Source organism: Roseibium salinum, assembly GCF_026240905.1.
GTDB lineage: Bacteria > Pseudomonadota > Alphaproteobacteria > Rhizobiales > Stappiaceae > Roseibium > Roseibium salinum.
This window is the reverse complement of the sequence record NZ_JAPEVI010000003.1, coordinates 3932705-3957883: the sequence shown is the minus strand read 5'-3', so window position 1 is coordinate 3957883 and position 25179 is coordinate 3932705. Positions and strand designations below refer to the sequence as shown.

Genomic DNA, 25179 nt, shown 5'->3' with positions numbered 1-25179 from the left:
TTCACAACCATCGCCGGCCGCAGCCGTGCGGCCCCTGCCAGCCAACCCCGCCCACGCCAGAACCTGGACCGACATGACCGACCTTCGACCCGCCGCCGCCGCTCATTTGCCCTACCGGGAACAGGAAGCAACCGGACCCGACACGGGATCTCCCGTTGTCCTGCTGCACGGTTTTGGAGGCGACCGTCTGACCTGGCAGATCGTCCAGACGGGGCTGGCCCCGACCAAGAGGTCGATCGCCTTCGACCTGCCCGGCCATGGCGAGGCGGTGAACTGGCCCAGAATCGGCAATGCCGGTGTGGCGGCGAAGGCGGTGTCGCAATCGCTGGACGCCCTGGGCCTCACCAGGGTCCACCTGGTCGGCCACTCCATGGGCGGCGCGGTGGCCGCGCTGGTGGCGCTGAGGACACCCGAGATTGCTGCGAGCCTCACACTCCTGGCGCCGGGAGGCTTCGGGCCCGAAATCAACCACCGGCTCCTGCGCCGCTATGCGGCGGCAACCGATGCGGCGGAAATGGAAGTGCTGCTTGAACAGTTCTTCGGCTGGGAATTCAAGCTGCCGAAATTCCTCGCCAGGACCGCCGCTGAAAGCCGCGCCCGGCCCGGGGCGGTCGCGACGCTGGAGACCATCGCGGACGAAATCATCGACGGCGCCGTACAGAAAACCCTGCCGAGGGACGAACTGGCCGCGCTTCCAATGCCGATCAAGGTGATCTGGGGAACCCAGGACCGGGTCCTGCCGACACGCCAGGCCCACAAGCTGCCGGGCACCGTGGCCACGCATATCTTCGAGCGGGTCGGCCACATGGCACATCTTGAGATCCCGAAGGAAGTGACGCGGCTGATCCTGCAGAACGCCGGGGAGCGTTAGCCGCGCGCCGGCGTTCGCCCGCTCGTTGCCCCCGCTCGGTGCCGTTGAAACGCTCTGGAATTGAACCCGATCCAGGCTGACCTATGCCTCCGGCAGGAGTCCGTCCCGCCAGGTCTCGCCGATCACACGGCGTGCCATCATGTGCGAGCGCGCCGCGTTGATGCTGTCGACAGCGATCAGCTGGTTTTCCTTCAGATAGGCGACATAGAACTTGTGGCTCTCCGGCGATCCGGTCACGACCGTCGTGTCATAGCCTTCCGAAAGCCCTGCAATCTGCAGTTTGATGTCGTACTGGTCCGACCAGAACCAGGGCAGCGGATCATAGTCGACATCCTCGCCGAGCAGCGACTGCGCCGCGATCTTGGCCTGGTCGATCGCGTTCTGCACGCTCTCCATGCGCACGGAGCGCTTGTAGCGGTTGGAATAAAAGCGCGTGCAGTCGCCGACGGCGTAGATATCCGGATCGCTTGTCTGGCCGCAGCCGTCCACCAGGACCCCGTTGTCGACGTCAAGGCCCGCTTCGGCGGCAAGCTGGTCGTTCGGTTCCGCGCCGACGGCGATCAGGACCAGTTCCGCCGGAATAACTTCGCCCGTCGTCAGCTTCACACCGCTGACGGCGCTCTCGCCCTGGAGGCACTCGATGCCGGTGTTGAGACGCAGATCGATGCCGTGGGACAGGTGCAGCGTTGCGAAAAAGGACGACACGGTCTCACTGACGACGCGCTTCATCACACGATCCTGAGCTTCGATCACCGACACTTCCTTGCCGAGCGCCCGGGCGACGGCCGCCACCTCCAGACCGATATAGCCGGCGCCGATGATCGCGAGCCGGTTGCACGCCTTCAGGCTTTCGCGGATCGCGTCGACATCGGCTATGGAGCGGAGCGTGACGACGCCCTGTTTGTCCGCCCCGGCAAGCGGCAGCCTGCGCGCATAGGTGCCGGTTGCCAGAACCAGCTTGCCGTAGGAAAGCGTGCTGCCGTTCTCCAGGTTCAGGCGCTTGGCGGCCCGGTCGATCGCGACGACCCTTGTATTGGGGATGAGGTCGATATTGTTCGTGGAGAAAAACGCCGGCGGGCGCAGCCAGAGCCCTTCCGCGCCAATGTCACCGGCGAGAAACTTTTTCGACAGGGGCGGTCTTTGATAAGGCGGATGCGGTTCGTCACCGATCAGGCGCAACGGCCCTTCAAACCCGCCTTGCCGCAGGGACTGCGCCATCTGCGCACCGGCCTGCCCCGCACCGATGATGACGATTTCTTCTTGCATGCCATTCGCCTCTTCAAGCCTGCGCTGTTGAGCCTGTCTTGTGACAGCAGCCGTAGCATGAAGATTGGCGAATCGCCAGAAGGGCGAATTGCCGCGAGGGACCCTCGCGGCAATCGAAACCGGGATCGATTATGCGCTGCGAACGTCCTGAAGGAATTGCGCAATTTCCTGGCGGATCAGGTCACCCTGCTGGCCAAGGGATTCAGCAAGGTGCTCCACTTCCGCACCGTTCGAGCGCGCCAGTTCGGCGGCCGAACCAACGGCCGCCATGCGTCCGACCCCTTCTTCGGAACGGGCCGAGGCGCTGGAGACGTTCTGGGAGATCGCCTGGACGGCCATGTCCTGCTGCTGGACGGCGGCGGCCACGGCCGAGGCAAGGCCTTCCATGTCGGAGATGATCCGGTTGACGTCCTCGATCGCCCGCACCGCCTGGCCGGACGAACCCTGGATCGCCTCGATCTGCGTCGCGATGTCCTCGGTCGCCCGGGACGTCTGGTCGGCAAGCTGTTTCACCTCCGCGGCAACCACGGCAAACCCCTTGCCGGCTTCGCCCGCACGGGCGGCTTCGATGGTGGCGTTCAGGGCGAGCAGGTTCGTCTGGTTGGCGATGTCGCGGATGAGGCCCATCACCTCGCCGATACGGTCGGCGGCACCGGAGAGTTCCTCCATGGTCGCAACCGTCGAGGATGCGCTGCGAACGGCCTGCTGGGCAACTTCCGTCGACTTGTTGGCCTGCCCGGAAATCTCGGCGATGGACTGGGCGAGCTCTTCGGCCGAATGGGCCGCCGAGGTCACGTTTTCCGCCGCCGTGCGGACCGCGCCGGCCGCTTCCTCTGACTCGTCGGCGACATCATCTGCCGACTGTTCCATGGATTTCGACGTCTGCCGCAGCTCGTCATTTGCCCTGTCGAGGCTGTCGAGCGCCTGAGAAACGGTGCCTTCGAACCGCTCGATCAGGCCGTTGAGCCGAGAAACCCGCTCCTCACGCTTGCGGCTTTCCAGATCCTGCGCTTCGGCGAGCTCAAGCCGCTCGACCGCATTGTCGCGGAACACCTGAACCGTCCGGCTCATCGAGGCGAGTTCGGAATTGCCGGCGACCTCGGGAAGGTCGAGGTCGGTCTGACCGCCGGCCAGAGCTTCCATGGCCGCCTGCAGGCGGGTCAGCGGACGGGAAATGGACTGGCCGATGAGCAGCGCAATGGCCGGAAGCAGGAACAGAAGCCCGAGGATCGTACCCCCGATCGTGAAAGCGGCGATCGAGCGCGCATTTTCCAGCTGCCCGGCCGCTTCGCTCTGGATCCCACCGGCCGCGGCATTGAGAGACGCGATATGCGGCGGCACGAGATCGAACAGGTTCTCCAGCAGTTCGACATATTCCGTCTTCTGCAACGCCGCTTCCGCGTACTGATCGAAGGTGGCGTTGTAGACGGCCATGTTGTCCGTCAGTTCTTTTTTGATGGCGTCGGAGATGTAGACCTTCTTCAGGAGCTTTTCGAAGGCACTGAATTCAGCCTCGAAAACGTCCAGGGAAGCCGGCGTGTTGTTCAGCGTGAATTCCTTTTCGGCAAGCTGGACCGCAAGGATGGCGCGGGCAAGCTTTTCAAAGTCCGGCCCGCCGCCGAATTTCATTTCTTCCTGCAAACGGTTCTTCACGGCGCCGGCGGTCTCGTTCAGGACGGCCAGATAGCCCATCGTGCTGTCATAGCCAATTTTCTGCTGGACGGCGTCGAGCATTTCGAACGCACCCTTGGTCCCTTCCAGCGTGTCCTTCAGGTCCGCAAGCTCGGCCGTATAGGCAGAAGCGGCCGGGTTGTCCGCAATCCTGGCCAGCATCTGCCCCGACTCGGCCAGTTTCGCATCGAAGGCCTGGAAATCCCCGGATGACGGTGTGGAAAGATACCGCTTCTCGATTGCCCTGAGGTCGCCGCCCGTCTGCGATAGCCCCGCAACCTGTTCGGCGAGGGTCGCACTGTCGCTCATGCGCGCAAAAGCGGTGTTCAGTTCGTTCTGGCTCCAGAAGAAGGCAGCCCCGATCGCGAGCAGTCCCACAATCGTGAAAAGGCTGAGCGCGAGTATCCTGATCTTGACCGACAGTCTGGACAAGATCTGAAAAGGTGATTGAGATCCGATGGCCACCAGCGTATGTCCCTTTAGACGCGAGATTGCGCTGTAGAATTGGCTAGAAATGCCAATTTACGGTTAACGCATGCACCACTCTCCCACCTAAGGCTGCCGCGTTCGCCGGCAGCCCGCTCTCCATTGAGGCCGTCTTGAATTTTCTTGCCAAAGCCGCGCCGGTGATTTTCGTTCTGTTGTGGTCCACCGGGTTCATCGGTTCGAAACTCGGCGCACCCTATATCGAGCCGATGACGTTCCTGACGGTGCGTTTTGCGCTGGTCGTGCCGGTGCTGCTGTTGCTGGCGGTACCGCTTGCAAGGTCCTGGCCGCGGACGCCGGCCGCCATCATCCATTGCATCGTGGCCGGCATGCTGGTCCACGGCCTCTATCTCGGCGGTGTGTTCTGGGCGATCAAACAGGGCATGCCCGCGGGCCTTTCCTCCATCATCGTCGGACTGCAGCCGGTCCTGACCGCCCTGATGGCCGTCCTGCTGCTGAAGGAATCCGTTTCGCCGAAGCACTGGCTCAGCATGGCGGTCGGCGCAACGGGCCTTGCCCTGGTGCTCGGCCCGAAATTCGATCTCGACGTCGGCGGAATCACTCCGGTGACCGTCGCCGCGGTCCTGGCTGCGGTGCTCACCATCAGTCTCGGCACGGTTTACCAGAAGCGCTTTGCCCAGAAGACCGACCTGCTGGCCGCGACGGTCTGGCAATACGTCGGCGCGCTGCTTGTCACCGCTCCGCTCAGCCTTGCGGAAAGCTGGCAGATCACCTGGTCCGGCGAGCTCATCTTCGCCATGGCCTGGCTCGTTTTTGTCCTGTCGGTGGGCGCAATCCTGCTGCTGATGCTGCTTATCCGCGAAGGCGCGGTTTCCCAGGTCGCCAGCCTCTTCTATCTGGTGCCGGTCGCAACCGCGGTCGAAAGCTATTTCCTCTTCGGGGAAACGCTGTCGCCGATTCAGCTCGCCGGCATGGCGCTGGTCATCGGCGCGGTTCTGACCATCCGGAGATCGACGAAAAAGCCGTGATGCCTCCGGAGCTCAATCCTCGAGGGTGTTGAACAGGGCAAGCTGCTTTTTCTGCCGCCTCCGGAACTTCCTCTGGCGTGAAATCGCAGCGTTCAACTCGCCGCCGAGAATGAAGACCAGTGCGCAGATATAAAGAAAGATCATCGCGGTCATGATGCCCGCGAGCCCGCCGTAGGTGGAGACGTAATTGGCGAAACTCGCCAGATACGCTCCGAAAAGACTGCCCGCGATGATCCACATGCAAAGGGTTGCCAGGACGCCGGGCCACAGGTCCTTGAAGGACCGCCGGCCGGCCGGCAGCAGCCAGTGGGTGATGAACAGGCCGATAACCAGCAGCGAGCCCGCGAGCGTATAGCGCGCGACATTGATCGAGAGCAGGAACTCCTCGACACGCGGCGCGCGGGCCGCGACGGCCTCCAGGGCAAGAGGCGCCAGCACCACAAGAAACGTATAGGCCAGCAGGATGAACGCTCCCAGCAGCACCAGCCCGATGGACTGCAGGCGCAAAAGAATGACCGAGCGCTTGTCCTGTTGCCGGTAGGCCCGGTTCAGCGCTGTGCGCAGGGCTTCCACGCCGTTTGACGAAAACCAGAGCGCCGCGACGGCACCGAATGTCAGCACATCCCCGCGCGGCACCGTCAGGACCTTCTGCACCTCACGGGCAACAGGCGCCGCAACGCTTGACGGCCAGGACTGGAAAATCAGCTCCGAAACGGTGTCCGCCGCCTCCGTCATCCCGAAAAACGCCCCGAGAGAGGCGATGAAGATCAGCAGCGGGAAAATGGCCAGGAGCCCTGAAAGGGCGACGTGGCTGGCCATCGCGTATCCGTCATCCCGGTTGAAGTGACCGAGGGCATCTTTCAGAATCGCATAAATGACGAGAATTGACTGCCGGGCGCTCATGGGTTCGATGTGCCCTTGTAGGCGCGCCCCGTCAAGTCCGCGCGGAAAAACCGCCCCCTCCAAAAGGTGAAGAAATTCCGGCTCGACAAATGCAAGTGTGCGACGCAACATAGCTTCAACAAAAGGCGCCTCGGCGCAACAAATGAATATGGAGAACGCCCATGTCCACTGCAGCCATGAAGGGGGCAGTTTCGCCGGAGAGCCTTGCGGAACGAACGGAAGCTGCCGTTGCCACGCTGGACCGCCTGCTTGATCTTGCAGCGCAGCGTGTACGTGTCCGGGTCTCGAAGGACGGAGGCATATCCTCGCAGAAGATGGAAGAGGAACAGCGGGCAACGCACGGGCTCGCCTGGCTGGCGACCTACGTGGAGTCCCTGCGCCAGCTCGACGCCTACGCGCGGCGCCTGAAGGCGCAGGACCGGTACGGGGTGCTGGAAGACAGGATCGTCCAGCTTGGATTTTCCGAGTATCTGGCCCAGATCTTCGGCGGCATTGCCATGAACCAGGGCGAAACGGTCCGTCCCGCGGATCTCGGGATCGGCCGCGAGGAACTGCAAACCTTCAGGACCGCCGACATAGAGACCCTCATCGAGGCCGGCAACTCCCCTGAAATCCGCAGCGAAATCACCCGTCTCATCCGCGCTCAGGCCGGCCACTCGACCTTCGGCGATCCGGGGCTCGACGAGACGATGGAGCAGATCCGCAACGAAATGCGGCGCTTTGCGGAAGACACCGTCGTTCCGAACGCCCACGAGTGGCATCTGAAAAACGAGTACATTCCGCTCGACGTCATCAACCAGATGTCTGAACTCGGTGTCTTCGGCCTGACCATCCCGGAGGAATACGGCGGCCTTGGCCTCGGCAAGGAAGCCATGTGCGTGGTCTCCGAGGAGCTGTCCCGGGCCTATATCGGCGTCGGCTCGCTCGGAACACGCTCGGAAATCGCCGCGGAACTCATCCTGTGCGGCGGAACGGATGAGCAGAAGCAGCACTGGTTGCCGAAGATCGCTTCCGGCGAAGTGCTTCCGACCGCGGTCTTCACCGAACCCAACACGGGATCTGACCTTGCCTCGCTCAAGACCCGCGCGGTCCGTGAAGGCGACGCCTGGAAGATCTCCGGCAATAAGACCTGGATCACCCATCCGGTTCGCGCCGACATCATGACGCTGCTGGCACGCACCAATCCGCAGGAATCCGGCTACAAGGGCCTGTCTATGTTTATTGCCGAAAAGCCGCGCGGCACGGATGAAGACCCGTTCCCGGCCGAGGGCATGAGCGGCGGCGAAATCGAGGTGCTCGGCTACCGCGGCATGAAGGAATACGAGATCGCGTTTGACGGGTTCGAGGTCGGCCAAGAGAACCTGCTCGGCCAGGTCGAGGGCGAAGGTTTCAAGCAGTTGATGCAGACCTTTGAAGGCGCGCGGATCCAGACCGCCGCCAGAGCGTTGGGCGTCGCCCAGTCCGCCCTCGATCTCGGTCTGCGTTATGCCGAGGAACGCATCCAGTTCGGCAAGTCCCTGATCAGCTTCCCGCGCGTTTCGGACAAGCTCGCCATGATGACCGCTGAGCTGATGATCGCCCGCCAGCTCACCTATTTCTCGTCCTGGCAGAAGGATTCCGGCAAGCGCTGCGACCTGGAGGCGGGCATGGCCAAGCTGCTCGGCGCCCGCGTTGCCTGGGCCGCGGCCGACAATGCCCTGCAGATCCACGGCGGCAACGGCTTTGCGCTGGAATACGCCATTTCCCGCGTGTTGTGCGATGCCCGCATCCTGAACATTTTCGAAGGGGCGGCGGAGATTCAGGCCCAGGTGATCGCGCGCCGGCTGCTGGAGACGCGCGGCAACGCCTGAGGCGGCGTGGTCCGCCATCTTCTACTCGGACTTCTTGCGGGTGAACCGGTTCTCCAGCACCCCCACGATCGTCAGAACGATCAGGACGAGAACGGTGGCGACTGCCGCCAGTCCGAGCTCGCCGGCGCCGCATGCCATTCCGATGGCTCCCGCCAGCCACATGGATGCCCCGGTTGTCACGTTCACGACCGTACCGCCGCGGGCGAAAATCAGGCCCGCAGCGAGGAAGGCCACCCCGGCGGTCACGGCCTCGACCAGACGCAACGGATCGACCCTTTTCTGCTCACCCTCGCTGAAGGGAAGGTGTCCGATCTCCTGGCCGACAATCAGGAAGATGCAGGCCGCGAACGCAATCAGCATATGGGTGCGCAGCCCCGCGTCTTTGCCCCGCCCTTCGCGCTCGAAACCAATGACCCCGCCCAGGAGGATTGCGGCAAACATCCGCAGCAAGGCTATGTGAACAGGCAGGGCTGTCAGGTCGATGCTGAATTCGGAATAAATATCTTCAAACATTGCCAGAGGTTTCCTCTCCGGAAAAGAAACAGCCATGGCAACGTTTTTGTTCCTCTGCAGCTCACAACCGTTCCGAAACAAGGAACAGATCCTTGGCTGGACCGTTGACCAGATGCACCCGTGGACCACACGGGACTGGCAAGACGAGGAGATTGGTTCATGCATCAGGCAATCCGGTTGAAGCACGACGGTTGGGTCGTCATTGCCGACGGATCGAAGGCACTCTTTCTGCGCAACGCAGGTGACGAAGTGTTTCCGAACCTCGAAGTTTTCAAAAAGGAAGAGCAGGAAAATCCCGCGAACCGGGACCAGCTGACCGACCGGCCGGGCCGGTTCAATGACGGTCCGCAAGTTCACCGCAGTGCCGTGTCGGAAACGGACTGGCACCAGTTCGAGGAAGACAAGTTCGCCACGGAACTGGCGGAAACCCTCTACAAGCGTGCGCACAAGGGCGACTTCAGCGAGATCGTGCTCGTAGCCGCGCCGGCGGTGCTCGGCAAGGTCCGCAAGGAACTGCACAAGGAAGTTGCCGACAAGGTGGTCGCCGAGATCGACAAGGATCTGACCAACCATCCGGTCGACAAGATCGAGAAGCTTATTCTTCAAACGCCCTGAACCGGCAGGTCGGGCGAAACGCCGCAGGAACCCTTTTCCCGCCCGATCCGTTCGTTTCGGGAAAAGGCCGCAAACGCGGGAGGCCATGCACGGGGTTCGTTTAAAATCTCGAGTGAGGCAGATATGAGGTATCACGAATATTCGCACGAAAGAGACAGATCGGCTGACACGATTGATCCCGCCCGGGACGACAAAGCGCGTTACTTTCTGGGTTTCGGGCTTTCCGGAGCCATTCTGGCGCCATTCTGGCGCTGATCGTAGCGCTCTTGTTGACGGCGTACTGATCCGCCCCCCGCCATCGCCGGCGATCAGTCCCGTCAGACCGGCACAGGTCTGCCGGTTGACCGGCCCGACCGGTCAGGTGGCGCATCCCTCCAGGATGTGCTGATCGCCGTCAAACGAGGGGCCGACCCGGCCCCACGATTCTCAACGCAGACAAGTTTCCGCATTCAGGCACCTCGGCCCGAATGCGGTTGGTTTCAGCAGTTCGCAATGTATTCGCGTCCATAGGCATCGCGGTAGACGCATTTGCCCGGTTCGGTCGCCCTGCCGATAAGAGCACCGGCAGCCGCGCCGACAGCGCCGCCGACCAATGCACCGCTGGCTTCACCTGTCGTCGCCGCACCGATTGCCGCACCGGACGCGCCGCCGATCACGGCACCCTTTTGCGTATTGTTGCAGGCGGTCAGGCCGATGAGGGCAATTGCGATCAAAATAACTCTGAACATGTTATACTCTCCCTTGTTCATCCTGGGAGACAACGGAAACGAACGTCAGAAGTTCCACCATCCGCCATTTTGCCGGAACGGAAGGCATTTTCGCGAGCGACGGCGGCGCCACGCGCCGGAATTTGTGAGTGGCCTGTCAGGAACTTAATCCCGGACCAGACCGTTTTCCCGGTGAGCGGACTTCGACGCACATATTGGCCTTCATTGCGCACTAGACTGTGCTGTTCCGCGCGAACAGACGACAGGACGGCGAACCATGATCCGAAAGCTTCTTGTAGTGCTTGCCTTGACTGCCGCGATGGCTGCAGGGGCCGCCGGTGCGCAGGAGACCCAGGCAGATCGGAGAGGCGAGGCCAAGGGTGGATCGGTTTCCGACGATCAGAAACCCGTGTCCGCCGCCGAATTGCTCGGCACTGCCGTCATGGGCGCGAACCAGGAGCAGGTCGGCAAAGTCAGCGACGTCCTTCTCGGCCCCAACGAACAGAAGATAATGGCATATGTCGTCGATATCGGCGGTTTCCTCGGACTCAACGCAAGGCGGGTGACTTTCGCCGCGGACGGGCTGGAGATCTACAAGGACGAGATCGGTACCTTGCACATCTACTCGTCCGCCACCGACGAGATGCTGAACACCGCACCCGACTATGACGAGCAGGTTTTCAGGGTGAACCCGGAGTCCCTGCTCGTGAGGCAAGGCCCCGGCGAGACGGGCGACACGACGAACAATTGAGGAGAAAGATCATGACCAGTCGGATCCGGAAACAGATAGCCGACATACTGAAGGACAAGTCACGCAGCAAGGACGAACGGATCGCCGAGCTCCTGACCATGCGAGAGGATGTGCGCGCATTGCAGCGGGTCGAAACCGAAGCAGGCGGCATGACCACCGACGAGCAGAGTACTTCCGGCCTCAGGGAAATCGATCGCGCGCTGGAAAAGCTCGGTCACCATGAACTCATGGATGCGGACGAGAAGAACTCCGCAACGCTTTAGTACTGGCATACGAACCCGCAAATATTGAAGCCCGGCCTCACCGACCTTATGTTGAATACTGGCCGCACGCGGACGGCCGAAACGGAAGCCGAGGGGAGATTCATGGCAACGACGTTTGAAGACCTTGGATTCGATCCTGAAATCCTCGGCCCGGAAGAAAAGCAGAAACGGACTATCCGGACAAAACTGCTTGCGACAGCCCGCAAGGCGGCCCGGCAGATTCCGTTCATGGAAGATGTGGTCGCCGCATATTACTGCGCGATGGACCCGGCGACACCGACCAAGCTGCGCGCCGCGCTGCTGGGGGCCCTTGCCTATTTCGTGCTGCCGCTCGACACGATCCCGGACATTCTGGTCGGTATCGGCTTCGGCGACGATGCGACCGTCCTCCTGGCCGCCATTGCCATGCTGCGCAGTCACATGCGCGAGGACCACTACCAGGCCGCCCGCGACGCACTGGACACCGGAGAACTCTAAAGCCCGAAGGGTTCAGCCGCTCTTGTGAGCGGAATTGGCTTGCCAGGAGCCCGATGTCCGGCCCGCGATCAGCCAGTAGACCGCACCGGCCAGAAACCCCGCCGCCAGGGCGACCGCGCTTCCGGGGCGCAGTTCCCCGGCATTTGCTGACGCCCCCTCCGGCCCGAGCGTCCAGAGCAGGAAGGCGATTGCTCCTGCCGCCGCGACGTGAAAGATCAAGCCCCGCAAGCGCGCGATTTCGGCAATGACGATTACGACCGTTGCCGGCACCAGGGCGGCAGCGCCGATCACGCTGGCGCCGACGAGACCCGATCCGACCGCTGTTGCGAAGACGACGGGATCCTGATCCGGAGGCCCGGGCAGAAAAAAGCCCCACGCAAGAAAGACGCCCGCAGCGATGAGACCGGCAATGAAACCGCACACGATCTTGAAGAGTTGAAACAGAAGTTTTCCGCCGTCCAAACCGGACCCTTCCCTGAAATCACTTGAACCTGTGTGTCGCAAACATCCGTCCCATACATGGGATCGCCGCCTGAATTGCAAGCCCGGCCCCTCGCGACGAAGACCACGCCGGTGCGCAAAAGCGACCCGCCCCATGCGGGAACCACGGATTTCGGTTGACTTTTTGCCGGTTTCGCAGGAGCTTACAACACGGCGTTAGGGCATGCATATTCAAAAAACCTTGGTACATGGGTTCCGAGGTTACATGTGTATGCAGAGAGCCAAACCCTAGCGCAAAAATAGAAACGAAAGAGGAGATTGCGACCATTCGCCGTCCGTTCCGCGCCCCGCCTCCCACGAAGGAAGGCCCACGCACTAACCACGAAATTCGCGTCCGCGAAGTCCAGTTGATCGATCATGAAGGCGCCAACCGTGGCGTCGTACCGAGCGAAGAAGCGATGGAAATCGCCATGGGTGCTGGTATGGATCTTGTCGAGATCCAGCCGAATGCCAATCCGCCGGTCTGCAAGATCATGGACTATGGCCGGTACAAGTACCAGGCGCAGAAAAAAGCCGCAGAAGCCAAGAAGAAGCAGAAGACCGTCGAGATCAAGGAGATCAAGATGCGTCCGAACATCGACACGCATGACTATGAAGTGAAGATGAAGAGCATGCTGCGCTTCTTCAACGAAGGTGACAAGGTGAAGGTCACGCTCCGTTTCCGGGGCAGGGAAATGGCGCACCAGGATCTGGGGATGAACCTCCTCAACAAGGTGCGTGATGAAACGTCCGATATTGCCAAGGTCGAGTCTTCCCCAAAGCTGGAAGGCCGCCAGATGGTGATGGTGCTGGCACCGATCAAGTAAACCGGTTGTTGCCACCCGAATTCAAAAACCCCGCTCCGGCGGGGTTTTTTATTGCGCGAGCCAATGCGCGCCCTAGGTGGGTCTGGATTCCCTGCAGGCGTCCACACGTGGGTCCCCATTGCGGAAACGGAGGAAAACTGGCTGCTCCCTTGGCGATGGACTTGGTCGGCAGTCGACGTGGCGGATCGGTTGCCTGACGAGTGCAGCAATTCCGGGCGCTCCCGGCCCCCGCTAGAGGCGTGATATCGCGCTCGCAAGAAGAACAAGAACCGCGTCGCCAGGTCATGAACTGCTGGTTGTGAAATCACATCTTACATCTGTGGCCGCTTTATTGCGATCGCAGCAGTATTCCGTGGTATTCTCGTCTTGTTGCGGCACGGTTACTGGACACTCGCAGCTGCGAGCACTCCGCGACCTGGAGAAAACACCATGAAAAGCGTATATGCGTTACAGCTTGCCTTGGCGATGGGAATTGGCGTGAGCATGCCGGCGGTGGCCGACGACTACGACCTGGACACCCTCCGTGCGGCGGCCGAAAAATACATGGATGTCAACCTGGCCCTCGCTGACGGATACATTCCGGACCCCTCGGGACATTGCATTGATGCTGCGGCCGAGGGATTGCCTGTGGAATGGGGTGCCATGGGGATCCATTACCTGAACCCGGCGGTTCTGCAGATCACCGGGGACAAGCCTCGTGTCGACGGAATGAGCACACACACGGACTTCATGAAACCCGCAGCTCTGCTTTACGAGCCGCAAGCGGACGGGTCGTTGCAGCTTGTGGGCGTTGAAAACCTCGTATTTGAGAAAGCCTGGCGAGAAGCCGGACACGATGGGCCGCCGATCCTGAATGGCCGGCCCTGGGAGCATATGGCGGATCTGGCGGACACCGATGCAGATGAGGCACATGGCTTCATGCCGCATTACGACCAGCACGTCTGGCTGTTTCGTGAAAATCCCAGCGGTGACCTGATGCCCTTCAATCCCAATGTCACCTGCGAGCATCACGCCCGCTGACAAAGCCGCCTCGGCACCGATCTACCAGGGGGCACGGACATCATTCGTTCGTCTTGTGCTCCCGCACGATCGTGAAGACGCCGCTCGCGATGATAATGGCCGCACCGATAAAAGTGGCCGTGTCGGGGATCTCGTTCCAGATGAGCCATCCCAGGGCCGTCGCCCACAAAAGGGCGGTATAGTCGAGGGGTGCGACCACGACGGCAGGGGCAAGACGGAAGGCTTGCGTCATCAGCGTCATGCCCGCCGTGCCGAACAGGGCGATCGCGACGAACAGCCAAAGGTCTCCGGCCCGCACGGGCGTCCAGACGAATGGCGCGATGAACACGCTCAGCACGACGCTGATACCCGTCAGATAGACCAGCAGCGTCCAGACACTCTCGCGGCCATCAACCCATCGGGCGCTGATCATGAGCAGCGAATAGAGGAAAGCCGTCGCAACGGGCATCAGGGAGACAGGCTGGAAGGTTTCGGTGCCGGGCCGGACAACGATCAGCACGCCGACAAATCCCGTGAGCACCGCCAGCCAGCGCCGCCAGCCCACATGGTCGCCGAGAAACAGTGCCGAGAGCGCCGTGATGAAAAGCGGTGCGGCGAAAACCAGCGCCGTCGCCTCGGCCAGGCCCAGGTATCTTATGCTCGTGAAGAACAGGATGGTCGCGCAGATCCACAGGATGCCGCGCATGAGATGTACCATCGGCCGATAGGAACGAAGCTCGCCGGCACCGCCCATCTTCAACGCGATCAGCAAGGCGACGGGCAGGGCAATGACGTTGCGCAGAAACAGGATCTGAACGGGCGAATAACCTGCGGTGAGCGTCTTCGCGATAGCATCGTTGACGCTGAGACACGCAACACCCGCGCACATCAACAATATCCCTGCCGCGCTGTCCTGCGGCGATAAAACCGATGCTTTCTGCAAGTCACACCTCCGATGCCGGCGTCGCCGCCCGAACGCAGTTTGCACAATTGCCACGAACACCGGGCTCCGGCAATGGTCGGCAAGGCCGAAGGTGCACGGAAAGACGTCGGCGTCAGCATAGGTACCAGGCCGATTTTGAATACAGCCGGCCTGAGGTCACCTGCTCGGAGGTTGTAAGCATCTGCTTATGGGCCTCCACGTCAGCGTTCCTTCAATCGACGGTTCCCCCTTTTGACGTCAGACATCGTTCATGGGCAGCGAGGCTGTCCGTCAGGAACCGGAAGAAAGGAATCACTATGTCCAAGCAGCTCTTTGTTGCACTCGCCCTTGTTCTCACGCCCGCCGCAGCCAATGCGTTGCCCGCCGTTGGCGACATCGTCGGAACGAATCCCACCGACGCAACCGCCGCCCTTGAGCAAGCCGGGTGCTCGGTGAGGAGTTTCGAGGCTGAAGACGGAAAGATCGAGGCAAAATGCACCGACGCAGAAAAAAAGGCGTGGGAAGTCTATATCGACCCGAAGTCCGGCAAGGTCACCAATATCAAGGCTGACGACTGATCATGACCGCGTGGAACAAATCACCACGAGGCGCGGGGGCGAAGAGCCCCCTGCCTCCTGGGATCCACTCGTTCGTATCAGCCACTGGCTGATTGCGGCGGCGGTCATTGCAAACGGGCTCATCGTCAAGCCCGGCGGCACGATCCACATCTGGATCGGCTGGGCCGTATTGGGCCTGCTGCTGCTTCGCCTCGCCTGGGGCTTGCTGGGCCCGGCCGAAGCGCGCTTCAGCACGTTTCCACCCGACCCGCGCGCCGCCTTGTCGCACCTTGTGGATCTCGTTCGCGGCAGGCCGCGAGAGTATCCATCTCACAACCCTGCCGGGGCGATGATGGCCTATGCGCTCTGGGCGTGCCTGGCGGTCGTCACCGTGACGGGCCTGGTGATGACGGAGGCGAAAAGTCCGATTACAATCGCCGAGGAAAAGGCGGCGGTTGCCGCCGGTGACTGGTCTGTCCTTGTCGGAGCGGACGACAGCGAAGGTGATGAAGACCTCGGCGAGGTCGTCGAGGAGGTGCACGAAGTGACTGCGAACCTGATGCTTTTCCTGGCGCTGCTTCACGTTGCCGGAGTTGCGGTTGAAAGCCGTGCACTGAGGCGCAATCTTGTACGCTCGATGATTTTCGGGCGGACAAAGAACCAATGAAGCAGAAACGAGCAGGTCTTCAGCCTGGGCAGCGACAGATCGCTGCCCTTTCCGCTTTCATGTTGCTGCAATCCGTCGCCGCCGCATTTTTCGTCGGCGACGTCTTCTGGGACTTGATGAACGACCTTGGCAGTCCTCATTCGCTGCTGGAAGCGTTTGTCGTCTTTGTCCTGATTTCGGGAATCTTCCTCGCGGGCTGGCAGCTCAAGCTCACCATGCACAGGATGCAATACCAGGAACGCGCGCTTGCCACTGCGCGCGGTGAATTGTCCGGGATCATCGAGACCCAATTCACGGAATGGGGCCTGACCCCGGCTGAACGCGATGTGGGGCTGCTTGCCCTGAAGGGGCTCGACCTCACGACGATTGCCCAGATGCGAGGGGCGGCGCAAGGCACCGTCCGCGCTCAGTTGACTAAGATCTATGCCAAGGCAGGGGTCTCGGGCCGTCACCAGTTTGCCGCCTGGTTCGTGGAAGATCTGCTCGACGAAGGTCTTTCCACAAACCAGTCTGGCTGACGACTTCCGCGGCCGCTTCGGCGATACCCACATGAACTGCAGGATCGGACCGGTTCGGGCCGGGGCGAGAGCATGCTCTGGCGAAGATGGCCCTCACCGGGTCAGCTTAGCGAAACCCAGCCACCATCCACAGCAGAGGCAAACAGGGCATCCAGGACCTTCATGTTCTGGATCGCGTCTTCCAGGCCATAGGGCAGCGGTGCTTCGCCGGCAACGGCCTTTCCGAACACGTCGACGAGTTCGGCATACTGGTCGCAGGGCGAAATGATCTGGGTCTGCATCACCGCGTCTCCCAGGACCGAGCCGTCGTCGACGCGCAGGGAAACCGCCTCGCCTTGCGGCGCATTCACCGGAATGACGATCTCCAGCCGCTTCTTCGTGCCGACGAGCTGGACACGCTGGTAGGGCGTCAGCTGGGTCGAGACGGTGAAGGTCAGGTGCCGACCGGCGCCGAAATCCAGAAGGGCGCTGCTCATCCGGTCGGTGCCGAATTGCGGATCCTTGTCGATCAGCGACACGACCCGCTGCGGTTCCGCTTCAAAGAAGTAACGGCCCGCCAGCATGGTGTAGCAGCCGATATCGTAGAGCGCGCCGCCGCCGATATCGGCCATGTTGCGGATATTGCCCGGGTCGTCGTTGAAGTAGCTGAAAAAGGCCTGGATCGCCTTCAGTTCGCCAAGCTCGCCGGAGCGAATGATTTCACGGGCCATCATCCATTGCGGATGCGCCCGGACCATGAAGTTTTCGGCGACCAGCCTGTCCTTCGGCAGATCGCGAAGCTGGGCCGCCTCCTCCGCATTCAGCGCAAGCGGCTTTTCACACAGCACATGCTTGCCCGCCTCGACCGCCTGCCTGGTCAACGGCACATGCAGGTGGTTCGGCAGCGGAATGTAGACGGCATCCACATCCGGGTCCGCCAGCAGATCCTCATAGGAGCCATAGGCCCGTTCGATGCCCAGAGCCCTGGCGGCCGCGTCGGCCCGGGCCTTGTCGCGGGAGCCGATGGCGAAGGCGATGCCCGTCTTCGACCGCTGGATGCCGGGAATAACCTTCTTGAGGCCGATATCGGCCGTTGAAACGATCCCCCACCGGATTTTTCCGTCTTCCATCCTGGCTCCCTTTCATTCTTGAGGCACGTTACTCAGATGGCATGAATTCCTGCCGCCCCGCAAGGGCGGATTGCCGGCTTTCTGGTTCCCGCCGGCGGGAAAACCGGGTCCTTTGGGCCAGGAGCCGATCGCCAACACTTACCCCCTCAATATTTTTCCGGTACGTAGAGATGCTCCGGCAGGACCTTGCGCTCGTAGTCGGAATTGTAGCGGCGCTCCGGCAGGACGACCGGATCAGTCGGGACTTCCTCGTAGGGCAGCATGGACAGGAGATGGCTGATGCAGTTGAGACGGGCCTGTTTCTTGTCGTTGCCTTCGACGATGAACCAGGGCGCCTCGGGAATGTTCGTGCGCTCGAAAGTGTCTTCCTTGGCCTTGGTATAATCCTCCCAGCGCACGCGCGATTCCAGGTCCATCGGCGACAGTTTCCACTGCTTGAGCGGGTCGTGGATGCGCATCAGGAAGCGCAACTGCTGCTCTTCGTCCGTGATGGAGAACCAGTATTTGATCAGCGTGATGCCGGAGCGCACGAGCATGCGCTCGAATTCCGGCACGTCGTTGAAAAACTGCTCGACATGGTCCTCGCTGGCAAAGCCCATGACCCGTTCCACGCCGGAGCGATTGTACCAGGACCGGTCGAAAAGGACGATCTCGCCGGCGGCCGGCAGATGCGGCACGTAGCGCTGGAAATACCACTGGGATTTTTCGCGCTCGGTCGGCGCCGGCAACGCCACGACGCGGGCGACACGCGGGTTGAGCCGCTGGGTGATCCGCTTGATCACCCCACCCTTGCCGGCCGCGTCCCGGCCCTCGAAGATCACCACGATCTTCTCCCCGTTGTGCTGCACCCAGTCCTGGAGCTTGACCAACTCCGCCTGGAGACGCAGCAGCTCGTGAAAATAGGTGTTCCGGTCGATCGATGACTGATGCTTCTTGTCGGAAATGAAGGCCAGGTCCCTGGCGATCAGAAAGTCGTCGATCTCCATTTCCAGTTCTTCGTCCAGACTGTCCGCCCATTCGGCCTCAACCCAGGTCCTTGCACTGTCTTCGCTCATCAACGGGTTCCTTCGAATGCTGCCATGGCGAAACGCCGGGCATTTCGTCCTCCTGACGGTGAACAGGTTATGTATGTAAGTTTTTTGACATTCGCTCCCCTTCACAACCGATATTTGCTCCCGACCCGGATTTCCCGCTGAAAACCCCTTGCAAATGAACGAACGTTCATTTATTTTCTCTCTCAGGGAGAATGGTATGACCGATATCGCCGAAAAACCCCATGGCCGCGGCCCGGTCCGCGCCAAAGGGCAGGAAACCGCCGGGCGCGTCCGCAAGGCCGCCTTGAAGCGCTTTGCCGCTGCCGGCTACGCCGCCGTTTCCATGCGCGAGATCGCCGCGGATGTCGGCGTCCGGCCCGGCGCGCTCTACAACCATTTCCCCACCAAGCAGGACATTCTGAAAGACCTGATGCTGTCCCACATGGCGGAGCTCCTGTCGGCCTGGGACGAGGCGGATTTCCCTGACGGCATGGACCCGCTCGAGCGTTTCGTGCGCTTCCACATCCGCCACCATCTGGAGCGCGCCGACGAGGTGTTCATCTCCTACATGGAACTGCGCAGCCTGGAGCCGGAGAACTTCGCCCTCATCGAGGCCGAACGCCGCCGTTACGAATCCATCCTGACCGGCATTCTGGAAGATGGCGCCGCAAAGGGCCGCTACAGCATCGACGAACCGAAAGTCGCGACCCGCGCGATCATTGCCATGCTGACCGGCATTCCGAACTGGTACCGGACAGGCGGCCGCCTCAGCGAGCGGAACATCGAAGACCTTTACCTGACCATGGTGCGCAAAGCCGTCGCACCGCTTGCAACCCGGGAGCCTGCTGCGCTGAATGACACGCAGAAGGTCCCCGCACTCTGAAATCGATCAACCTCACTGCCCCATGTGCGTCCACATGAGCGCGGATTGATCCACGGGAGACCGGATGACATGAGCATCCTGAAATCGAGCCTGTCGCCCAGGAGCGACCAGTTTGCGGCCAACAGGACCGCCCATGAAGCGGCAATGGCCGTCGTGAAGGAAGCGGCACAAGCGGCGCTCGACGGCGGCGGCGAATCCGCCCGCGAGCGCCACGTCTCCCGCGGCAAGATCCTGCCGCGCGAACGTGTCTCCCGGCTTCTGGACCCCGGCTCGCCGTTCCTGGAAGTCGGCATGCTGGCGGCCCACGACATGTATGACGGGGCGGCCCCGGCCGCGGGCATGATTGCCGGCATCGGCCGGGTGGAAGGCCAGGAGGTGATGATCCTTGCCAATGACGCCACGGTAAAGGGCGGCACCTATTACCCCATGTCGGTCAAGAAACACCTGCGCGCCCAGGAGATTGCCGAACAGAACAACCTGCCCTGCATCTACCTGGTCGATTCGGGCGGCGCGAACCTGCCCAACCAGGACGAGGTCTTTCCCGACCGCGACCATTTCGGCCGGATCTTCTACAATCAGGCCAACATGTCCGCCAAGGGCATTGCCCAGATCGCCGTGGTCATGGGCTCTTGCACGGCCGGCGGCGCCTATGTGCCGGCCATGTCGGACGAGACAATCATCGTCAAGAACCAGGGCACGATCTTCCTTGCCGGCCCGCCCCTGGTCAAGGCGGCGACGGGTGAGGAGGTTTCGGCGGAAGATCTCGGCGGCGGTGACGTTCACACGCGCCTGTCCGGCGTCGCCGATCACCTGGCCCGGGACGATGCCCACGCCCTTGCCCTCGCCCGCCGCGCCATTGCCAGCCTCAACCGGATCAAGTCCCCGGGTGTCGCCCTCCAGGCCCCCGAAGACCCGCTCTACGATCCGGAGGAAATCCTCGGCGTCGTTCCGGCCGACCTCAAGACGCCCTACGACATCCGCGAAGTGATCGCCCGGGTCGTCGACGGCTCCCGTTTCGACGAATTCAAGGCCCGCTACGGCACGACGCTGGTCTGCGGCTTTGCCCATATCCACGGCATGCCGGTTGGCATCATCGCCAACAACGGCGTGCTGTTTTCCGAAAGCGCGGTCAAGGGCGCCCATTTCGTCGAGCTCTGCTCGCAGCGCAAGGTGCCGCTGGTGTTCCTGCAGAACATCACCGGCTTCATGGTCGGGCGCAAATACGAAAGCGGCGGCATTGCCAAGGACGGCGCCAAGCTGGTGACCGCGGTCGCCACTACTTCTGTTCCCAAGATCACGATGCTGGTCGGCGGATCGTTCGGCGCAGGCAATTACGGCATGTGCGGCCGCGCCTATTCGCCCCGCTTCCTGTGGACCTGGCCGAACTCGCGCATATCTGTGATGGGGGAGAACAGGCGGCCGGCGTGCTCGCCACGGTCCGCCGCGACGGCATCGAGAGGAAGGGCGGCAGCTGGTCGGTTGAAGACGAGAAGGCCTTCAAGCAGCCGATCGTCGACCAGTTCGAGAAGCAGGGTCACCCGCTCTACGCCGCCGCCCGTCTTTGGGACGACGGCATCGTCGATCCGCGCAAGACCCGCGATATTCTGGGCCTCTCCCTCTCCGCGGCGCTCAATGCGCCGATCGAAGACACACGGTTCGGCCTGTTCAGGATGTAAGCCATGCACAAGATCGAGACACTTGTCGGAGACATTACCAGGGTCGAGGTGGATGCGATCGTCAATGCCGCCAATCCCTCGCTGCTGGGCGGCGGCGGGGTCGACGGCGCGATCCACCGCGCGGCCGGACCGGGGCTCCTGGAAGAATGCCGCAAGCTTGGCGGCTGCGAGACCGGTGAGGCCAGGATCACCGGCGGCCACCGTCTGCCGGCAAGGCACGTCATCCACACCGTCGGCCCGGTCTGGCGCGGCGGCAATGACGGTGAACCGGAACTGCTGGCGGCATGCTACGAGAACAGCCTGCGCCTCGGTCATGAAAACGACTGCCGCACCTTCGCCTTTCCGGCCATTTCGACCGGCATCTACGGTTACCCGGCGGACAGCGCGGCAAAGGTTGCCGTTGAAACGCTCGGCCGCGTGCTGGCCGACCTGGCCGCGATCGAACGCGTCATGCTCGTCGCCTTTGACGAACGAAGCCATACTCATTTCCTGACTGCGCTCGGGAGGACGGAAGACTGATGTTCAAGAAAATCCTCATCGCCAATCGCGGCGAGATTGCCTGTCGGGTGATGGCGACCGCAAGGAAGCTCGGCATCAAGACCGTTGCCGTTTATTCGGATGCGGATGCCGGGGCGAAACATGTCGCCATGGCGGACGAAGCCTACCGCATCGGCCCCGCGCCGGTATCCGAGAGCTATCTGAAGACGGACGCGATCATCGACGTCTGCCGCAAGAGCGGCGCCGAAGCCGTGCATCCCGGCTATGGCTTCCTGTCCGAAAACCCCGATTTCGTCGACGCGCTCGACAAGGCCGGCATCACGTTCATCGGCCCGAGCTCGCGTTCGATCGGCGCGATGGGCCTGAAAGACGCCGCCAAGGCCCTGATGGTGGAAGCCGGCGTTCCGGTGGTGCCCGGTTATCACGGCGACAATCAGGACCCGGATTTCCTCAAGTCCGAGGCGGAGCAGATCGGTTATCCGGTCCTGATCAAGGCGCGGGCAGGCGGCGGCGGCAAGGGCATGCGCCGGGTCGACGATCCGAAGGACTTTCTGGACGCGCTCAAAGGTGCGCAGCGCGAGGGCGAGGCAAGTTTCGGCGACGGCCGGGTTCTGATCGAGAAATACCTCACCAAGCCGCGTCATATCGAGATCCAGGTCTTCGGCGACAACCACGGCAATGCCGTGCATCTGTTCGAGCGTGACTGCTCCCTGCAGCGCCGCCACCAGAAGGTGATCGAGGAGGCCCCCGCCCCCGGCATGCCGGAGGAGATGCGCCGGGCCATGGGCGAAGCCGCCGTCAAGGCGGCCAAGGCCATCGATTATTCCGGCGCGGGCACGATCGAGTTCATCGCCGACGTATCTGACGGCCTCAGATCCGACCGGTTCTATTTCATGGAAATGAACACCCGTCTTCAGGTGGAGCATCCGGTCACCGAAATGATCACCGGCGAGGATCTGGTGGAATGGCAGTTGCGCGTTGCCTCCGGCGAGCCCCTGCCGAAAAGCCAGGACGAGCTTTCCTTTGGCGGCTGGGCGTTTGAAGCCCGGCTCTATGCGGAAGACGCGCCCAAAGGGTTCCTGCCGGCCATCGGCACGCTGGACCACCTGGTTCTTCCCGAAGACAGCGCCCGGGTCGACAGCGGTGTCAGGGCCGGTGACGAGATCACGCCCTACTACGACCCCATGATCGCCAAGGTCATCGTCCACGGCCCGACGCGCGATGCCGCGCTCGGCAAGCTGCTTGCGAGCCTGGAGGCAACGGAAGTGGCCGGCTGCGTTACCAATGCCGCCTTCCTGGCCGCCCTGTGCCGCCACGAAGGCTTCGCCCGGGGCGATGTCGACACGGGCCTGATCGACAGGGACCTGAACTCCCTCATCCGGGAGCCGGAAGTGCCGGAGGACGCCGTTGCTCTGGCGGCCCTGACCGCGCTCGGCCTGACCAGACCGGCGGAAGGACACGATCCGTTCGCAACCCTTGCCGGATGGCGCATCTGGAGCGCCTCGAGGCAGTATGCGCTGCTGGAAATTGCCGGCGAAAGGCTGGACGTGGAGGTCCATGCCCGCGGACACCGGCGCTTCGCGGTTCATCTTCCGGGCGGCATCAGGCAATACACGCTGATCAAGGTGACGGATGGCGCCTACACCTATGAATGCGAGGGGCACCGCGCCCGTGCCGCGGTCGCCTCCAGCAAGAAGGGCCTCACGGTTTTCCTGAACGGCCACGCATTCCCCATCATCCTGCCCGATACGCTGAGCGCCGACGAAGAGGCGGCCAGCGCAGGCGATCAGCTGGTGGCGCCGATGCCCGGTCTCGTCAAGGTGCTCACCGCGCGGGCCGGCAACAAGGTCACGAAGGACCAGCCGCTGGTGATCCTGGAAGCCATGAAGATGGAGCATACGCTGAAGGCGCCCAGGGACGGCGTCATCGGCGAGGTGCTGGTTTCGGAAGGCGAACAGGTGACCGACGGCACCGTTCTGCTGGCCCTTGGCGAGGAGGAGAGCGATGCTGTGGCCTGACGCCACGAGCTACGACGAGCTCGTCTCGGATTTCGCCTGGCAAGTTCCCGAGCGCTTCAATATCGGCGTTGCCGTCTGCGACGACTGGGCAGCCCGGGAACCGGACCGGGAGGCGCTGGTCTTCATCGAGGACAACGGCGATACGGCCCGCTACAGCTATGACGATCTCAGGCGGCTGTCGAACCAGCTGGCCAATCTCCTGAAAAGCCGGGACGTGCGGCCCGGCGACCGCATCGGCGTCCTCCTGCCGCAGAGCGTCGAGACGGCCTATGCCCATATCGCGGCCCTGAAGCTGGGCGCCATCACAATTCCGCTCTTCACCCTGTTTGGCGAAGAAGCACTGGAATACCGGCTGCGCGATTCCGGCGCCAAGGTGGTCGTGACGGATGGCAGCGGCGCGGCAAAGCTCGACAAGCTCCGGGACAGGCTTCCCGACCTCACGACCGTCTTCTGTGTGGACGGCGAAGACGGCAGCGCCCAGGATCTCGCCAGCCACATGGCCGGCCACGAGGACACCTTCCGGCCTTTCGACACGGCGGCAAACGACCCGGCGATCATCATCTACACATCCGGCACCACGGGGCAGCCCAAGGGCGCGCTTCACGGCCACCGGGTCCTGCTCGGCCATCTGCCGGGCGTTGAAATGAGCCACGATTTTCTGGGCCGGCCCGGAGACCGGATCTGGACGCCCGCCGACTGGGCCTGGATCGGCGGCCTTCTGGACGTCCTGATGCCGGCGCTCTATCTGGGCGTTCCCGTCGTCGCCTGCCGGTTCCGGAAATTCACCGCCGAGGCAGCCTTCCAGCTGCTGCAGGACCAGGAGATCCGCAACACCTTCCTGCCGCCGACCGCGCTGAAGATGATGCGCCAGGTCGATGCGCCCGAGAAACGCTGGAAGCTGAAGCTGCGCTCCGTCGCTTCCGGCGGCGAGACCCTCGGCGCGGAACTGATCGACTGGGGCCGCAGGACCTTCGGGCTCACGATCAACGAGTTCTACGGCCAGACCGAATGCAACATGGTCGTCTCCAGCTGTGCAAGGCTGATGGAGGCCCGCCCCGGCATCATGGGCAGGCCCGCTCCGGGCCACCGGGTGAGCATCGTCAGCGATGCCGGCGAGGAACTGCCGGCCGACACGCTCGGCAACATCGCGGTCAAGCGCCCCGATCCGGTGATGTTCCTCGGCTACTGGAACAACCCGGAGGCAACGGAAAAGAAATTCGCCGGCGACTGGCTGCTGACCGGTGACACCGGCATGCGCGATACCGATGGCTGGATCCGCTTCGTCGGCCGCGACGACGACGTCATCACCTCCTCCGGCTACCGCATCGGCCCGGGCGAAATAGAGGACTGCCTGATCAAGCATTCCGCCGTCGCCATGGCCGGTGTCGTCGGCAAGCCGGACAGCCAGCGCACGGAAATCGTCAAGGCCTACCTGGTCCTGAAGGAGGGCGTGGCCCCTTCTGACGAACTCGCCGCGGAGATTGCCGAGTTCGTCAAGATACGGCTTGCCGCTCATGAATACCCGCGCGAGATCTCCTTCGTCGATGCCCTGCCCCTGACCACGACGGGAAAGGTCATTCGCAGGGAGCTGCGCGCCCGTGCGGAGCGGGAAGGATGACGGCGGGCCGT

General features: G+C 62.5%; 25 protein-coding genes and 1 pseudogene. 17 read left to right on the top strand and 9 right to left on the bottom strand.

The genetic code is table 11. From position 1 onward, the window contains the following. The first annotated feature begins 73 nt into the window (after positions 1 to 73). Positions 74 to 871 (top strand): alpha/beta fold hydrolase, encoded by a 798-nt coding sequence (locus tag ON753_RS22985; RefSeq protein ID WP_265965904.1) that lies wholly within the window; start codon positions 74 to 76, stop codon positions 869 to 871. An 81-nt stretch (positions 872 to 952) separates the two neighbouring features. Here ON753_RS22985 and ON753_RS22980 read toward each other — a convergent pair whose 3' ends face one another. Together ON753_RS22980 and ON753_RS22975 are read right to left on the bottom strand one after the other, a co-directional pair. Beyond that, complete coding sequence (locus ON753_RS22980; protein WP_265965901.1) at positions 953 to 2137, bottom strand: NAD(P)/FAD-dependent oxidoreductase; 1185 nt, start codon at positions 2135 to 2137, stop codon at positions 953 to 955. A 129-nt stretch (positions 2138 to 2266) separates the two neighbouring features. Further along, positions 2267 to 4273, bottom strand: coding sequence for a methyl-accepting chemotaxis protein (locus ON753_RS22975; protein ID WP_265965898.1), 2007 nt, complete (start codon positions 4271 to 4273; stop codon positions 2267 to 2269). 134 nt (positions 4274 to 4407) lie between these two features. On the opposite strand from ON753_RS22975, the gene ON753_RS22970 reads away from it, so the two are divergent. Continuing rightward, complete coding sequence (locus tag ON753_RS22970; RefSeq protein ID WP_265965896.1) at positions 4408 to 5283, top strand: DMT family transporter; 876 nt, start codon at positions 4408 to 4410, stop codon at positions 5281 to 5283. A gap of 12 nt (positions 5284 to 5295) precedes the next feature. Here the strand turns inward: ON753_RS22970 and ON753_RS22965 are convergent, their stop codons facing one another. Next, a complete protein-coding gene (locus ON753_RS22965; protein WP_265965892.1) occupies positions 5296 to 6186 on the bottom strand; it encodes a YihY/virulence factor BrkB family protein in 891 nt (296 codons plus the stop codon). A 161-nt stretch (positions 6187 to 6347) separates the two neighbouring features. Here ON753_RS22965 and ON753_RS22960 point away from each other — a divergent pair, with 161 nt between their 5' ends. Continuing rightward, complete coding sequence (locus ON753_RS22960) at positions 6348 to 8036, top strand: acyl-CoA dehydrogenase family protein (protein WP_265965891.1); 1689 nt, start codon at positions 6348 to 6350, stop codon at positions 8034 to 8036. Between the two features lie 21 nt (positions 8037 to 8057). Here ON753_RS22960 and ON753_RS22955 read toward each other — a convergent pair whose 3' ends face one another. Beyond that, on the bottom strand, positions 8058 to 8549 hold the full coding sequence (locus ON753_RS22955; protein WP_265965870.1) for an MgtC/SapB family protein: 492 nt from the start codon (positions 8547 to 8549) through the stop codon (positions 8058 to 8060). 159 nt (positions 8550 to 8708) lie between these two features. Between ON753_RS22955 and ON753_RS22950 the strand changes: the two genes are divergently transcribed. Beyond that, positions 8709 to 9164, top strand: coding sequence for a host attachment family protein (locus ON753_RS22950; protein ID WP_265965867.1), 456 nt, complete (start codon positions 8709 to 8711; stop codon positions 9162 to 9164). A gap of 479 nt (positions 9165 to 9643) precedes the next feature. On the opposite strand, the gene ON753_RS22945 is transcribed toward ON753_RS22950, so the two are convergent. Then, on the bottom strand, positions 9644 to 9892 hold the full coding sequence (locus tag ON753_RS22945; RefSeq protein ID WP_265965864.1) for a YMGG-like glycine zipper-containing protein: 249 nt from the start codon (positions 9890 to 9892) through the stop codon (positions 9644 to 9646). Between the two features lie 256 nt (positions 9893 to 10148). Here ON753_RS22945 and ON753_RS22940 point away from each other — a divergent pair, with 256 nt between their 5' ends. The 3 genes from ON753_RS22940 to ON753_RS22930 all read left to right on the top strand — a co-directional run bounded on the left by ON753_RS22940 (position 10149) and on the right by ON753_RS22930 (position 11362). After that, positions 10149 to 10622, top strand: a complete 474-nt coding sequence (locus tag ON753_RS22940) for a PRC-barrel domain-containing protein (RefSeq protein WP_265965861.1) — start codon at positions 10149 to 10151, stop codon at positions 10620 to 10622. Between the two features lie 11 nt (positions 10623 to 10633). After that, positions 10634 to 10885, top strand: coding sequence for a hypothetical protein (locus ON753_RS22935; RefSeq protein ID WP_265965858.1), 252 nt, complete (start codon positions 10634 to 10636; stop codon positions 10883 to 10885). Between the two features lie 102 nt (positions 10886 to 10987). Continuing rightward, a complete protein-coding gene (locus tag ON753_RS22930; protein WP_265965855.1) occupies positions 10988 to 11362 on the top strand; it encodes a YkvA family protein in 375 nt (124 codons plus the stop codon). A gap of 12 nt (positions 11363 to 11374) precedes the next feature. Here the strand turns inward: ON753_RS22930 and ON753_RS22925 are convergent, their stop codons facing one another. Then, a complete protein-coding gene (locus ON753_RS22925) occupies positions 11375 to 11824 on the bottom strand; it encodes a translation initiation factor IF-3 (protein WP_265965853.1) in 450 nt (149 codons plus the stop codon). Between the two features lie 305 nt (positions 11825 to 12129). Here ON753_RS22925 and infC point away from each other — a divergent pair, with 305 nt between their 5' ends. Together infC and ON753_RS22915 are read left to right on the top strand one after the other, a co-directional pair. Next, positions 12130 to 12669, top strand: coding sequence for a translation initiation factor IF-3 (infC, locus tag ON753_RS22920; RefSeq protein ID WP_265967244.1), 540 nt, complete (start codon positions 12130 to 12132; stop codon positions 12667 to 12669). A gap of 429 nt (positions 12670 to 13098) precedes the next feature. Then, positions 13099 to 13689, top strand: a complete 591-nt coding sequence (locus tag ON753_RS22915) for a hypothetical protein (RefSeq protein ID WP_265965850.1) — start codon at positions 13099 to 13101, stop codon at positions 13687 to 13689. Positions 13690 to 13729: 40 nt separating this feature from the next. On the opposite strand, the gene ON753_RS22910 is transcribed toward ON753_RS22915, so the two are convergent. After that, on the bottom strand, positions 13730 to 14557 hold the full coding sequence (locus ON753_RS22910) for a DMT family transporter (RefSeq protein WP_265965847.1): 828 nt from the start codon (positions 14555 to 14557) through the stop codon (positions 13730 to 13732). A 350-nt stretch (positions 14558 to 14907) separates the two neighbouring features. Here ON753_RS22910 and ON753_RS22905 point away from each other — a divergent pair, with 350 nt between their 5' ends. From ON753_RS22905 to ON753_RS22895, 3 genes are read left to right on the top strand one after another with little or no spacing between them, the layout of a single operon-like run. Next, complete coding sequence (locus ON753_RS22905; protein WP_265965844.1) at positions 14908 to 15168, top strand: PepSY domain-containing protein; 261 nt, start codon at positions 14908 to 14910, stop codon at positions 15166 to 15168. A 10-nt stretch (positions 15169 to 15178) separates the two neighbouring features. After that, positions 15179 to 15814, top strand: coding sequence for a cytochrome b/b6 domain-containing protein (locus ON753_RS22900; RefSeq protein WP_265965841.1), 636 nt, complete (start codon positions 15179 to 15181; stop codon positions 15812 to 15814). After that, positions 15811 to 16332: a helix-turn-helix transcriptional regulator gene (locus ON753_RS22895; RefSeq protein ID WP_265965838.1), complete on the top strand. Its 522-nt coding sequence runs from the start codon at positions 15811 to 15813 to the stop codon at positions 16330 to 16332. The genes ON753_RS22900 and ON753_RS22895 overlap by 4 nt, the downstream gene beginning before the upstream one ends. A 101-nt stretch (positions 16333 to 16433) precedes the next feature. Here the strand turns inward: ON753_RS22895 and ON753_RS22890 are convergent, their stop codons facing one another. Continuing rightward, on the bottom strand, positions 16434 to 17441 hold the full coding sequence (locus ON753_RS22890; RefSeq protein WP_265965836.1) for a Gfo/Idh/MocA family protein: 1008 nt from the start codon (positions 17439 to 17441) through the stop codon (positions 16434 to 16436). A gap of 146 nt (positions 17442 to 17587) precedes the next feature. Further along, positions 17588 to 18496 carry a polyphosphate kinase 2 gene (ppk2, locus tag ON753_RS22885; protein ID WP_265965832.1) on the bottom strand — a complete coding sequence of 303 codons (909 nt, stop codon included), beginning with the start codon at positions 18494 to 18496 and terminating at the stop codon, positions 17588 to 17590. Between the two features lie 196 nt (positions 18497 to 18692). Between ppk2 and ON753_RS22880 the strand changes: the two genes are divergently transcribed. The 5 genes and pseudogenes from ON753_RS22880 (at position 18693) to ON753_RS22860 (ending at position 25168) form a co-directional block, all read left to right on the top strand. Continuing rightward, complete coding sequence (locus ON753_RS22880) at positions 18693 to 19358, top strand: TetR/AcrR family transcriptional regulator (protein ID WP_265965830.1); 666 nt, start codon at positions 18693 to 18695, stop codon at positions 19356 to 19358. A 69-nt stretch (positions 19359 to 19427) separates the two neighbouring features. After that, a pseudogene (locus tag ON753_RS22875) lies at positions 19428 to 21034 on the top strand (carboxyl transferase domain-containing protein). A gap of 3 nt (positions 21035 to 21037) precedes the next feature. Further along, the gene (locus tag ON753_RS22870) at positions 21038 to 21553 is read left to right on the top strand and encodes an O-acetyl-ADP-ribose deacetylase (RefSeq protein WP_265965827.1); all 516 of its coding nucleotides are present in this window, start codon (positions 21038 to 21040) and stop codon (positions 21551 to 21553) included. Next, the gene (locus tag ON753_RS22865; protein WP_265965825.1) at positions 21553 to 23550 is read left to right on the top strand and encodes an acetyl-CoA carboxylase biotin carboxylase subunit; all 1998 of its coding nucleotides are present in this window, start codon (positions 21553 to 21555) and stop codon (positions 23548 to 23550) included. The genes ON753_RS22870 and ON753_RS22865 overlap by 1 nt, the downstream gene beginning before the upstream one ends. Beyond that, positions 23537 to 25168, top strand: coding sequence for an acyl-CoA synthetase (locus ON753_RS22860; RefSeq protein ID WP_265965823.1), 1632 nt, complete (start codon positions 23537 to 23539; stop codon positions 25166 to 25168). Before ON753_RS22865 ends, ON753_RS22860 begins: the two co-directional genes overlap by 14 nt. Positions 25169 to 25179 lie beyond the last annotated feature (11 nt).